The sequence below is a fragment of the Flavobacterium chryseum genome, assembly GCF_004362015.1.
GTDB lineage: Bacteria > Bacteroidota > Bacteroidia > Flavobacteriales > Flavobacteriaceae > Flavobacterium.
The window spans coordinates 187,108-201,067 of record NZ_SNWW01000008.1 but is presented as its reverse complement, the minus strand read 5'-3'; the positions used below and the strand labels follow the sequence as shown (position 1 = coordinate 201,067).

General features: G+C 29.4%; 12 protein-coding genes. 11 read left to right on the top strand and 1 reads right to left on the bottom strand.

The genetic code is table 11. The annotated features are described in order from the left end of the window. Positions 1-51 precede the first annotated feature (51 nt). The 11 genes from EV143_RS16215 (at position 52) to EV143_RS16165 (ending at position 13,010) form a co-directional block, all read left to right on the top strand. The gene (locus EV143_RS16215) at positions 52-1,911 is read left to right on the top strand and encodes an acyltransferase family protein (protein WP_133508982.1); all 1,860 of its coding nucleotides are present in this window, start codon (positions 52-54) and stop codon (positions 1,909-1,911) included. 2 nt (positions 1,912-1,913) lie between these two features. Further along, positions 1,914-2,948 (top strand): glycosyltransferase family 4 protein, encoded by a 1,035-nt coding sequence (locus EV143_RS16210; RefSeq protein WP_133508981.1) that lies wholly within the window; start codon positions 1,914-1,916, stop codon positions 2,946-2,948. Positions 2,949-3,105: 157 nt separating this feature from the next. Next, positions 3,106-4,365, top strand: coding sequence for a hypothetical protein (locus EV143_RS16205; RefSeq protein WP_133508980.1), 1,260 nt, complete (start codon positions 3,106-3,108; stop codon positions 4,363-4,365). A 58-nt stretch (positions 4,366-4,423) separates the two neighbouring features. Further along, on the top strand, positions 4,424-5,533 hold the full coding sequence (locus tag EV143_RS16200) for a glycosyltransferase family 4 protein (protein WP_166638171.1): 1,110 nt from the start codon (positions 4,424-4,426) through the stop codon (positions 5,531-5,533). Continuing rightward, complete coding sequence (locus EV143_RS21520) at positions 5,534-6,106, top strand: CatB-related O-acetyltransferase (protein ID WP_166638170.1); 573 nt, start codon at positions 5,534-5,536, stop codon at positions 6,104-6,106. 20 nt (positions 6,107-6,126) lie between these two features. Continuing rightward, positions 6,127-6,672, top strand: coding sequence for an acyltransferase (locus EV143_RS16190; protein WP_133508978.1), 546 nt, complete (start codon positions 6,127-6,129; stop codon positions 6,670-6,672). A 36-nt stretch (positions 6,673-6,708) separates the two neighbouring features. After that, entirely contained in the window at positions 6,709-7,539 is an 831-nt protein-coding gene (locus EV143_RS16185; RefSeq protein ID WP_133508977.1) for a glycosyltransferase family 2 protein, read from the top strand. A gap of 29 nt (positions 7,540-7,568) precedes the next feature. Then, positions 7,569-8,312, top strand: coding sequence for a glycosyltransferase family 2 protein (locus EV143_RS16180; protein WP_133508976.1), 744 nt, complete (start codon positions 7,569-7,571; stop codon positions 8,310-8,312). 27 nt (positions 8,313-8,339) lie between these two features. Further along, complete coding sequence (locus tag EV143_RS16175; RefSeq protein ID WP_133508975.1) at positions 8,340-9,758, top strand: undecaprenyl-phosphate glucose phosphotransferase; 1,419 nt, start codon at positions 8,340-8,342, stop codon at positions 9,756-9,758. 73 nt (positions 9,759-9,831) lie between these two features. Next, on the top strand, positions 9,832-10,623 hold the full coding sequence (locus EV143_RS16170) for a polysaccharide biosynthesis/export family protein (RefSeq protein WP_133508974.1): 792 nt from the start codon (positions 9,832-9,834) through the stop codon (positions 10,621-10,623). Positions 10,624-10,637: 14 nt separating this feature from the next. Further along, positions 10,638-13,010, top strand: a complete 2,373-nt coding sequence (locus tag EV143_RS16165) for a GumC family protein (RefSeq protein ID WP_133508973.1) — start codon at positions 10,638-10,640, stop codon at positions 13,008-13,010. An 89-nt stretch (positions 13,011-13,099) separates the two neighbouring features. Here EV143_RS16165 and EV143_RS16160 read toward each other — a convergent pair whose 3' ends face one another. After that, on the bottom strand, positions 13,100-13,837 hold the full coding sequence (locus EV143_RS16160; protein WP_133508972.1) for a tyrosine-protein phosphatase: 738 nt from the start codon (positions 13,835-13,837) through the stop codon (positions 13,100-13,102). Positions 13,838-13,960: the final 123 nt, after the last annotated feature.

Below are 13,960 nucleotides of genomic sequence, written 5' to 3'. Positions count from 1 at the left end.
AAGTTAAATTGATCATCGATTTATAAGTAGATTACTAAATAAAATAAATAAATGAAATTTAGATATGATATTGGATTCCTAAGAGCATTAGCAGTCTTTATAGTGGTTTTTTTTCATTATAAAATACCGTTTTTTCAGGGTGGCTTTATTGGGGTTGATATTTTTTTTGTTATAAGCGGTTTTCTTATGACTAGTATAATTTTAAAAGGCTTTGACAGAGATTTTTTCTCTATTAAAGAATTTTATGTAAGGCGTTTTGAAAGAATAGTTCCTGCACTTACAGTTATGATGATTTGTGTTTTAGCAATAACCTTTTTTCTTTACTTTCCTGTAGATTTAAAACGAGTTTCAATATATACATTTTTTTCAGGTTTATTTTTATCAAATTATTATTACTTATTTAATTCAGATTATTTTGATGCATCTTCACAATCTAATATATTATTACACACTTGGTCACTATCTGTTGAATGGCAATTTTATATAATCTACCCAGTTTTTTTATCGCTATTTAAAGAATATTATCTTAGAAGAAAAAGGAAGTTTAATGTTATATTTTTGTCTATTACTTTGTTATCTTTTCTTTTAGTAATTGTGTTTAATAATTTTTTCCCATCGTCCTACAGCAAAATCAGCTTTTTTTCTTTTACTCACAGGGCTTGGGAAATGATGTTTGGAGGGATAGCATTCCTGTACAAAGATTTTTTTGAAAATAAAATATCAGATTTTTTTAAAAATGTCTTAATTACTATCAGTATCATTGTTATAGGAATTAGTATTGTTTGTTTTAATGAAACTTATGCATGGCCTTCAGCTTTAACCCTACTACCCGTTATTGCTTCTTTTTTTGTGATAGCCTTAAATAAAGAGTATAATTTTTATAAAAATCCAACTATACAGTATATAGGAAACATTTCTTACTCTTGGTATTTATGGCATTGGCCAGTATATGTTATAGCAAAATACTTTGATTATGAAGGTGTTGAGGTGACAGCATTGTTAATGGGTATTTCTTTACTGTTAGCTGGATTATCATATGAACTTATTGAAAAAAGATCTAAACTTATTTCTTTAAAAAAGATGATTATAGGTTCTTCATTTGTCATCCTTATTTCTTTGATTGGAGTTTTCTTAACTCCAAATAAAAACTTGTTTTCTAAGGATGCAGTACTACTTTCAGAATACAAAGAGCATTATGATGAAACCAGGAGAAAACAATTCAATTCTGGTGTATGCCATAATGTTAGTGAAATAAATTATAAAAAATGCTTGTGTATAAACATAAAAAAGAAAAATATTTTATTGTTGGGTGATAGTCATGCTGGTCAATTTTCGCTTTCTTTTAGAAAAAAGTTAGATAGTACAAAATTTCACTTTATGGAACATACAGTTGTTGGGAATTTCCCATTGCTCAATGCACACGGAGAGAAAAGAGCATCTGCACAATTCAAAAGTATATTTAATAAATTTATTGTAGACCATAAAAGCAATATTGATGTGATCTTGCTATCATGTAATTGGATGAATTATCCTAATTCTGGAAGATATGTGTCTAATCAGGAACTAGCTAATGATGTTGATGCTACAGTTAAGAGGTTGAAAAAAATGGGCATTAAAAAAGTTTTCGTCATTGGCCAGGGAGAAGAATATAATATTGACTATCCGAGAGTTGTTGCATTTAATTTAGAAAAAAAACTTGGAAAGAGTTATGTAAATCAGGAATCAGTAGTATTAAATAATGATTTAAAAAAACAAATTCCATCAGAAAACTATATTGATATTTTTTTAAACAATACAATTAAGCATTATGATGCCGTAAATAAAGTACCATATATGTTTGATGATGACCATATGACTATTTATGGCGCGGATCAGATTGTAGATCTATTACTCAAAAAAAATATTTTTTGAATATGGCGAAAAGAAAAATTGCCTTTATTTTGTACCAGTTTGGTGTATTATCCGGTAGATCTAATGGCGTAAGGAGCCAGGCATTATCAACTCATAACATTTTAAACGAACTTGGTGATGAATGTATTTTAATAAACGTATGGGAACATTATGATTGGAAATCGTTTGATGCAATTCATATTTATGGTTACGACACTGCAATACATACTTTTATTAAGGCATTATCATCTAAAAACCCCAACATATTTATATCACCCATTATAGATTCTACTAAGCCATATTTTCTTTATAAATGGGCAACATTTAATGGTTTTGAGAAATTAAGATTATACAGTAATAATTATGCACTGCGCAAAGCGCTTCAATTAGTAAAAGGAGTGTGCGCAAGAAGTGAACATGAAGCAAAATTTTACAAAGAGTCTTTTGGGATTAATTCTGAAAAAATTTTCACCATACCACTTTCTTACAGTGTAGAAGCGCCAGAAAATATTAATGAAGTTTTAGAAAGAAAAGAAAATTTTTGTTTTCATTTAAGTTCTCTTTATCAGGAAAGAAAGAATGTAATTAGGTTAGTTGAAGCTGCAAAAAAATATGGATTTGAACTTGTACTTGCAGGTAATAAAGGTACTGATAATGAATTCTTAAAAATTCAACAAGCAATAGGTGATGCAACAAATATAAAGGTTTTAGGATTTCTCTCTAATGAAGAATTAAAAGAAATATACTCAAAGGCAAAAGTCTTTGCACTTCCTAGTTTAAATGAAGGAGTGGGTATAGTTGCCATGGACGCTGCTGTTTACGGATGTAATATTGCAATAACTAACCTTAAGGGGCCTGTAGAATATTATCCTAATATTAAAACAGTAGAAATCTTAAACCCATATAGTATAGATGATATTGGCAAAAAGATAGTAAAACTTCTTAAGCAAAATAATGATGAGAATGTTTATAAGCATATGTTTTTTAATTTTTCTACAAATAATATTTATTCAAGATTGAAAAACATGTACGATGGTCAAAAGATAGATCAGTTATAAACATTATGAGTTCTTATAAATAAGCCGATACTAATAGAAATTAACAGAAGAATTGAAAGATTAGAGTTTATTCAATCATCAGATGTCATCTACCAAATTGGCTCCTTAAAATACTGTTGACTTTTTCTTCTTCCCCATTATCGAATTGGATTTTTAAATGACAAAAAAAGAAAATTTTACTTATCTAGGCATTGCGCTGTCTCTTATTGGAGTGCCGTTAGGTATGTATTTCAATTATTTGTTTCCTTTTATTAAGTGGTCCCCGATATTTATGTTTTTATCGGTAATTTTAATAGTATCATATAAGAATTTATTTTTAGGAAAGTTACCATCGTATAATAAATGGTTTACCATTCTAATTGCTTTTCAGTTATTAATGCTTTTTTATGGTCTATCTTCTGATAAGTTAACTTTTCAATATTTAAGCTTTAATATTTATGTTATTTTACTAGCTTTTGCCTTAGCCAGTAATAAAAATAATGTTTCATACGACAAAATTATATTATTTACTTTTTGCATTTCATCATTGTGCACCTTTCTTGGGGCTTATTTTATTTGGAAAGGTCTTGTAACCGGAGAAGAAGCCTGGCAATTAAGACAAGACCAACAAGATTATGCACTTGAAGCCTTTACGATTGCAAATGGTGCTATAATTAATTATACGAGTGTTTTATGTCTACGTTCCAAAAATAGATTGGTTAAGATTTTATTATTTGTTGTATTTGCATTAGATATATATGTTCTATTTATGTCTACTAAAAGAACACCTGTATTTATAGCTATACTAATAGCAATATTATATTTATATCGAACTAGTTCTCTAAATAAAGCTTTAGTTCTTAAATATTTTAAGATTCTGCTCTTAATTATTGTTGGGTTTATTATTGCTTATACTAATATTGAAATTTTGCAAAAAACCATTGATAAATTTACATATGAATTTTACAGTGGAGTACTTAATATATTTGGAAACACAGATATTAGAGACACTTCAGGTTCCGCGATTGCAAGATATAGAAACAGAGAATGGGCTTACAATTATATAGATAATAATTTTGACGCTTTTAATTATATCGTAGGAGCAGGTTATATGACCCGATGGATTGATAACCCTCTTTTACAATCTTATCTGGATATGGGCATATTTGGTTTCGTTATGTATGTAATATCAATATTGATTTTTCCAATCAAAAGCTACTTCAAAATAAATAATAGTCTTGTACTTTTTGCTTTCCTGCTTTGTGTATACAATATCATGGCATCTATTAGTTCAGGTAATCCATATATCTATATGAAGCACATTCCTGTGGTTTTTTTAGCCTTTACACTGAGTTTAAGAAAAAAGGCTTTTGTTATCCCAACAAAAACTGGCTTAGAAAGTATAATTATTAGAAAACCTATAAATATAAATGCATAAGACAACAATTGTTTATCACTATCTGGCATCATACAGACAACCTGTATTTACTAAACTTATGCAATCAAAGAAAATTGAATTTTCCTTGTATTCAGGAACAGAAAGTGAAATTGAAATAAAAAAAATAGATACTGATGTTTCCTTAAAAAAAATAGATGAGGGAGGATTACGTTGGGTTTATTTAAAAAACAGATGGTTTTTAAAAAATAAATTACTTTGGCAATCCGGATTAATCACCTTAATGCGCAAGAGTGATTATGATTCTGTTATTTTTTTAGGATCGCCATATCATATTTCTACATGGTTCGCTGCTGTTGTGGCAAGATTAAGGAGAAAGAGAGTGTTTTATTGGATGCATGGAGTATATAAGGATAAAATTACCTTTATTGATTACCTCAAATTATTTGTTTTTTATAAAATAGCTAATGGTTTTTTTTTATACGGAAGACGAGCATACAATGTATTAAATAAGTATAAAGTTAAGCCAAAAGACAATATTCATATAATCTATAATTCTTTAGATTATGAAAAAAGCCTTCAATTTAGAAAAGTTATCAGCGAAATAGATATTTGTAATTATAGGGTTAAATATTTTAACGATAAGGATACTCCGGTAGTTGTTTTTATAGGAAGATTGAATTCTATTAAACGTCTTGATATGATAATTGAAGCTCAGAATTATCTCAAAATAAAACATAATAAAAACTGTTTTAATACTCTTATAATAGGGGATGGTGAAGAAAGGCAAAGACTCGAAAAGCTAGTTGGCCAAAATGATTTAAGAAAAAATGTTTCTTTTTTAGGAGCCATTTATGATGAAGAAATAAATAGTCAAGCATTAATGTACGCTGATCTTTGTGTTACACCTGGAGAAATTGGATTAACAGCTATTCATAGTCTGGCATATGGTACTCCGGTCATTTCTCATGATAATCTAAATATTCAAATGCCGGAAATAGAAGCTATTAATAAGGGAGTTAATGGAGATTTGTACAAGTATAATAGTTTAGAGGATTTGGCAAATGTTATTGGAAATTGGTTGTTAGAAAAACCCATTAAGAATCAGTCTCTTATAGACGACTGTTATAAAATTATTGATGATTATTATAATCCGGACTACCAATTAAAAATTTTTGAATCAGTATTGTGCAGCGATAAACAAATGTAAATGGATATTATTTTTCAATTAAAGCAAAATAACCACTTAGCTTTTGTATACAGGTTTTTTAAAAGGCTTTTTATTAAGTATATATATGGTTTAAAAAACGTACATAAAACATTTAACATAGGTGGAAAATGTAAAATAAGCAAAGATTTTGAAGCGGGTGAGTATTCCTACGTTGGAAATAACTGTTTGATATATCCTGGTGTTTCAATAGGAAGGTATACTATGCTGGCACAAAATGTTCAAATAATAGGAGCAGATCATAACTATAATATACCTGGTATACCCTCAACATTTTCAGGCAGACCAAATTTAAAAAAAACGTCAATTGGTAGAGATGTTTGGATTGGAGCAAATAGCATTGTAATGGCAGGCGTAAAAATTGGGGATGGAAGTATCATCGCAGCGGGTTCGATCGTGACAAAAGATGTAGATTCATTTACTATTGTTGCAGGAATACCTGCCAAGTTTTTACGAAGACGTTTTGATTCTTTTGATGATGAATCAACGCATTTAAATATGTTAGATGGGGAATTATTAAAAAACGTACGAAATAAACCAGTGATTGTTAATTAATTTTAATATCAGTGTAATTAATGAAATATCAAATCCCAAAATATATTGATACGATTCCAAAATCAGATAAGATATATAGATTAGCTTGGAGATTAACGTCATTATTTTTGTTCAAGCCATTTTCGTTGCCTTTTTTTAACAGTTGGCGTATTTTTTTATTAAAAATTTTTGGGGCTAAAATTGGACAATATTGCAATGTTTATGCTTCTGTTTATATTCCATCTCCTAGAAATTTAAGCATGGGAGTTCATTCCACATTAGGACCTCAGGTAAAGTTACATTTTGGTAAAACAATTGTGGGAAACAAAGTTACTGTTTCGCAAAGAACATATCTCTGCAGTGCTACCCACGACACAAGTTCAATAAACCTTCCTTTTATTTCAGGTCAAATAGTTATTGAAGACTTTGCATGGATTGCAGCTGAAGCATTTATAATGACTGATACTGTAATTGGAGAAGGAGCAATTGTAGGTGCCAGAGCTGTCGTAATAAAAGATGTGTCACCGTGGACAATGGTTGGCGGAAATCCTGCTAAGTTTATTAAAAATAGAATAATAAAAGATTGATTTTTCCCCTGCAAAATTAAACACTTACAGAAAATTATGATTTCAATATTAATACTTACTAAAAATGAAGAGCAAGATTTGCCAGGTTGCTTAGCATCAGTAGCATGGAGTGATGACGTTCATGTTTTCGACTCTTTTAGTGAGGACAGCACATTAGAAATTGCTAAAAAATCGGGTGCTAACATAACGCAGCGTGTATTCGATAATTGGTCAGCACATCAAAATTGGGGTTTAGAAAATATAAAATTCAAATATCCTTGGGTACTTTATATTGATGCAGATGAAAGAGTTTCAGAGTCTTTAGTAAATGCTATAAATACGCTACAATTAGATAATAAATCCTCAATGGTGGCTTATGAACTTCAGAGAAGAGATTTTGCATGGAACGGAAAATGGCTCAAATATTCACAAATGTCTCCTTTTTATTTACGATTATTTCGTCCGGATAAAATGCATTATGAAAGATTAGTCAATCCTGTTTCAATACCTGATGGTCCAACAGGCAAAATTGAAGGTTTTTTAGATCATTATCCTTTTAGCAAAGGTTTTAAATTTTGGATTCAGCGGCATTTAAGTTATGCTGACATGGAAGCCTTGACAAGGGTAAAAGATTTAGATAGCGGCGTTTCTTTTTCTCTAAAGAAAGCCCTCTTTAGTTCCAATTTTGCCGAGAAACGGTATCATCAAAAAGGAATTTTTTACAAGTTACCTGGCCGACCTTTAATTAAATGGTTTTATATGGTAATTATAAGAAGAGCATTTTTAGACGGAAGTGCTGGTTTTACCTATGCTACTTTACAATCAATTTACGAATACTTCATTGTTCTAAAAAGTGAAGAACTCCTCAAACAAAAAAAGAATAACTAAGTTGTTTTTTTTCAGATAATAAAATATTTATGAAAGTTTCCCTAATTACGGTTTGCTATAATCGAAAAGCAACCATGGCACAATCAATCGAAAGCGTTTTGAGTCAAGATTATGATGATATAGAATATATTGTTATAGATGGTAATTCATCAGATGGTACCAAGGATATTATCGAATCCTATTCGGATAAAATTACTCAACACATTTCTGAACCAGATAAAGGTATGTATGATGCAATTAATAAAGGACTACAATTAGCGACAGGAGATATAGTTGGGTTAATGCATTCTGATGATGTATTTTATGATTCGACAGTGGTTACTAAAATTGTAAATGCTTTTAAAAACACATCATCTGCCGATGCTGTCTATGGAAATGGTATTTATGTTACAAATGATGCTAAAGAAAAAATAGTTCGAAACAGAATTGGAGGGCAATATGATTTCGAAAAGCTGAAATCAGGTTGGTTACCATTACATCCTACTGTTTATATGAAGAAAGCCATTGTTGAAAAATATGGTTATTACAATTTAGATTTCAAAATAGCTTCAGATACCGAATTTTTACTACGCTATTTATTCAAACACAAAATAAATATTATCTATTTAAATGAATATGTAGTAAAGATGAGAATGGGAGGCTTGAGCACTAATTATAAAAGAGTATTTCAAGTACTGTCTGAAGATTACAGAATCTACAGATACCATAAAATTTCAGCTTTAAAAGCTGTTTTTCAGAAAAAAATTTTAGCATTCGTTCAGTATTTAAAATAATATGAAAAATTATAAGATTTTTTACAAATGAAAACATTAAATAAATTATCCAAATACCATTTTTCGAGGTATTTCAAACTTTTTTTCATACTATGGGATATTGTTTTATTAAATATAGCTATTGTATTGTCTGCATTAATTGGGTATGACAATTTGGATAGACTTTTTTTAACGCAAGTACAGACAATTTCTCTTTTAACTAATTTAATTTGGATCATTTTGCTTTTGTATAATAATTCTTTTAAAATTATACGAATAGAACCTATAGAGTCGATATTAAAACGAACAATAAAAAAATGCATTGTACATTCTGCTTTGATTACAGTTTTTGTTGTTTTCTTAAATTATACAGATATTTCAAGAATTTGTCTACTATATTTTTATTCCTTTTTCTTCTTGTTGCTAATGATTTCGCGCTATTTATCGATAAAACTTTTAAAATATATTAGAGCAAAAGGATATAATTTTAAAAGCTTTATTGTTGTTGGAGCAAATGATACTGGAGAAAGAATACGTAAAATGTTAGCAAAAGATCTTACTTACGGATACCGATTTTTAGGATTTTTTGATGAAAAAGTAGATCCGTTTGCCTTTATTTCGGGCCCTGTTGTAGGTGATTTTGATGATCTTGAAGGTTTCATTGTGAAAAGGAAAGTCGATGAGATGTATATAGCCCTGCACATTGAAAATATTTCAGTCATTAATAAATTAATACGAATATGTGAGCACAATATGGTGCGAATAAAATTCATTCCTGATTTTCAACTTTATACAAAATCAAGCAAAGTCGAAATTTCATTTTATGATAATACTCCGGTTCTAATGTTTCGACGAGAACCATTAGAGTACACGGTAAATAGAATAATAAAACACGTATTTGATTTTTGCTTTTCTCTAGCGGTTATTTTATTAATATTTCCGTGGTTATTTCCGATTGTGATAATAATTATAAAATTAGAATCTCCAGGGCCGGTTTTTTTTAAGCAGCAACGTTCCGGACGTGATAATCAAGCTTTTTCATGTTTGAAATTTAGAAGCATGCGTGTTAATTCTTTATCTGATTCTAAACAAGCCGGAAAAGGAGATAATCGAATTACAAAATTCGGATCCTTTATTCGCAAAACCAGTATAGACGAATTACCTCAGTTTTTTAATGTTTTCATTGGCAATATGTCTGTAGTCGGACCAAGACCGCACATGATTAATCATACCAAACAATATAGTGAACTGATTAATAATTATTTGGTGCGGCAATATGCAAAACCGGGTATTACGGGCTGGGCTCAGGTAAATGGCTATCGTGGTGAAACAAAAGAAATTATTGATATGGAAAACAGAGTAGAATTTGATATCTGGTATATTGAAAATTGGAGTCTTTTATTAGATATTAGAATTATAATAAAAACTGTTATTAACATATTTAAAGGAGAAGAAAACGCTTATTAATTTAGGTAAAATAATATAACTCAATTATAATCAATCTCTTAATCTTTTCTATTAAAGTCAAATTACAAACCAAATGAAATATAAATTGTCTATTTTTATTAAAACAATATGTCTTTTCTCATTTTTGTTTTTGCTTTTTTCTTGTGCTTCGAGAAAAGAGATAGTATACTATCAAAATATTGATTCTATGGCTGCACAACAAAATGCTAATTCTTATGAAGTAAAAATTCAGCCCGATGATTTATTGATGATTATTGTTTCTGCAGAAGATCCTGAAATTGCTATTCCTTTTAATTTAAGCACTATTACGACACCAAATAATTCGAATTTACAACTTGCAACAGGCCAACATACAATTCAGTCGTATTTGGTGGATCGAGACGGAAACATTGAATTTCCTGTTTTAGGAAAATTACATTTAGGAGGTTTAACCAGGACAGAAGTGTTAAATACTTTGAAAAAGAAAATTGAGGTTTACATTAAAAATCCAATTATCAACATCCGAATCATGAATTTTAAGATTTCCCTACAAGGTGAAGTCAATATTCCCGGTACTTATACTGTCACATCAGAAAGAGTCACTCTGATCGAAGCTTTAAGTATGGCAAAAGATCTAACGATTTATGGTAGAAGAGATAATATATTGATAATAAGGGAGATTGATGGTGTTAAATCGTATAACAGAGTAGATATTACAAAATCTGATTTTATAAGTTCACCTTTTTATTATCTTACGCAAAATGATGTAGTGTATATTGAACCTAATAGAACTAAAGTGAATGCATCTGCTGTAGGACCTAATACTTCTGTTATTATATCAGCCATCTCTATTTTAATCTCACTTTCTGTTTTAATCTTTAAATAAAAATTAAATAGTAAATGCAACAACAAGATTTTTATAATGATGATATAGTTGATAAGATTGAAGATTTAAATTTTCGAGAGCAGTTAAATAAATATATTATTCATTGGAGATGGTTTTTATTGAGTATCGTCATCTGTCTAATAATTGCTTTCCTATACTTACGCTACACTACACCAATTTATGAAGCGACTGCTACTATATTAGTTAAAGATGAAAAAAAAGGAGGGATGCTTTCAGAATTATCCGCATTTTCAGATTTAGGACTTGGAGGAGGATCTGTAAATAATGTAGATAATGAAATCGAAATATTAAGATCGAGAACTATTGTAGAAAGTACTGTAAAAAAATTAAACCTTAATATTGCTTTAGTCATTGAAGGTAATGTAGTTGATAGAGATGTTTATAAAGATGTACCAATAAGTGTCAATTTTATTGGTAAAACAGATTTGTTTAACAATGCTACAGCCGTTTTAAAATGTATTTTTTTAAAAAATGATACCTTTGAATTGACAAATGAATCAGAGGATAAAAATGTAATTTTATCAACTAAAAAAGCATTTAAATACGGTGAAAAAATACCGACTACCTTAGGTATTTTAATCATAAATAAAACCGATGTAATTGAAGATAATTACAAGGCTATTCGTATCTTATTAAATCCTGTTGAAAATGTTGCTGAAAGTTACAAAAACAGGTTAAAAGTCGAACCTATAAGTAAGACTAGTAGTGTAGTAAATATTTCTATTTCTGATCCGGTCAAAAAAAGGGCAGAAGCCTTTTTAGATAATATGATACAGATTTATAATGAAGATGCTGCCCAGGATAAAAATTTTATTTCTGAGAATACTTCCAAGTTTATAGCAGGCAGACTGGCCCTAATAGCACAAGAATTAGACGGAGTCGAACAAGATGTTGAAAGTTTTAAAAAATCAAACAGATTAACAGACATTGAATCAGAAGCAAAACTTTTTATAGAAGGCTCAAATGAATATGATAAAAAAGGAGTCGAAACTGAAATTCAGTTGAATGTAGTGTCGTCCTTGTTAGAATTTATAAAAAAAAGCACAAATTCAGATTTATTGCCAACGAATCTAATTACTGATAGTGGTGATGCAGGAGGATTAATCAGTTCTTATAATCAGTTGGTTTTAGATCGTAATCGTATTTTGAAATCAGCAACAACTGAAAATCCATCCGTAATAAAATTAGATCAGCAGATTTCTTCCCTAAAATTAAATATGGCTGCAAGTTTAAAACGCTTACAGTCTAACTTACAAATTCAAAATCGTGATATCAAAAATCAGGAAGGAATTTTGAATAGTAAAATTGGTAAAATCCCAGTTCAGGAGCGTCAATTCAGGGTAATTGCAAGACAACAGAAAGTAAAAGAAGAATTATATTTGTATTTATTGCAAAAAAGAGAAGAAACCGCTATTTCATTAGCTGCTACAGAACCAAATGCTCGTGTGATTGATGTTGCTAAAGGTGGAAAATTTCCTGTAAGTCCTAAGAAAAAAGTAATATACTTAGCTGGATTGCTATTTGGATTATTAATTCCTTTTGGGATTATTTATGCTGATGATTTATTAGATACAAAAATTAAAAGTAAATTAGATTTAGAGGGAAAAACACAAATTCCTTTTATTGGTGATATACCTACATCCAAAGATATTGGAGAATTAATAAAATCTGAAAGTAGAACGAGTTCTGCAGAAGCGATTAGAATTGTGAGAACCAATCTTGAGTTTATGCTCAATAAGGTTCCCGATGGAGTTGCTAAAACTATATTTGTTACTTCAACTTTTCCATCAGAAGGTAAAACATTTATATCTGTGAATTTAGCTGCAACATTTGCTCTTTCGGGTAGAAGGGTTTTATTAATTGGTATGGATATTAGAAATCCAAAATTTGGTGAGTATATTAATCTTCCTGCTTTAGGATTAACAAACTATTTATCATCAAGTGATAATGATGTTGAAAATTTTATCATAAAACATCCGGGTTACGAGAATTTCTTTATTCTTCCGTCAGGTATAGTTCCGCCTAATCCTGCTGAATTGTTAATGAGCAAGAAAGTAGACCAACTTTTTGAAACATTAAAAAAGGATTATGATTATATTATTGTAGATACAGCTCCTGTTAGTTTAGTTACAGATACTTTATTAATTGCTAAAAATGCTGATACTTTTGTATACGTAATGCGTGCCAATGTCTTAGAAAAACGTATGATATCTATTGCAAATACATTTCATAGAGAAAAAAAATTACCAAATATGTGTATCCTTCTTAATGATACAAACTCGTCAAGTGTATATGCTTACGGGTACGGGTATGGGTATGGTAGTACAATAGAAAAAAAGCCTTGGTACAAGAAATTTTTTTCTTAGTCAATTTAAAATAATGCATAAAAAAAAAACGGTTCAGATAATTGAACCGTTTTTTTTTTATGCATTATTTTGAGTTTAAAAAGTTTTGTTTAAAATTTAAAAAACTGATTATTTTTTATAATTTCCTTCAAAGGAGCAATATTTTTTATTTTTAATTTTTGACTGAATGCTGCGATATGATTATTATGATGAACATCAGAACCGGAAAAATCATACATACCATTTTTTAAAAGCTGATCGGCAACTTTCGTGATTCTCTCCCCATAATAACCCACTAAAGACAATAAATTTAGTTGGAACAAACATCCTGCTTTTTTTAGTTTTTCATATTCACTAAAGTTTTTATGGTAAAACAAATATCTTTCAGGATGTGCTAAAACCGGGATATATCCTGCAACTTGCAAATCAAAAAGTATTTTGTACAATTGAACTGGAGCATTCATATAGGACATTTCCACTAAAACGTAATTATCTTTTAAAGTGAGTAGTTTTTCAGATTTAAAATGATTTTCAAACCAGTCATCCATGAAATATTCTGCGGCAGCATTTAGAGGAACTTCTACATTATGATCGTCTAATAAAAGTTTAGTTTCAGAATGGTTTGCAATTATGGATTGTGGTGAATTATTCCAGATATAATGACTAATGTGTGGCGTGGTTATAAATTGATAAATACCAATTTCTTTCAGCGCTTTAACAAGTTTTGTAGTTTCAGTTATAGTTCGTGCACCATCGTCAATTCCTGGTAAAAGGTGAGAATGAATATCTGTATAATCGCCAGACAGAAGATCTTTTAAGTACGGTTTTGATTTAAAAAATGACAGCATTTGACAAAAGTAATTAAATTGGCAGAGATTTTCTTACTGATTAGTGTATTATTTACAAGAATTAATATTAGATAGTAAATGGAAGATAATTTTGCATTTAATTAATTATATTTTAATTTGCAT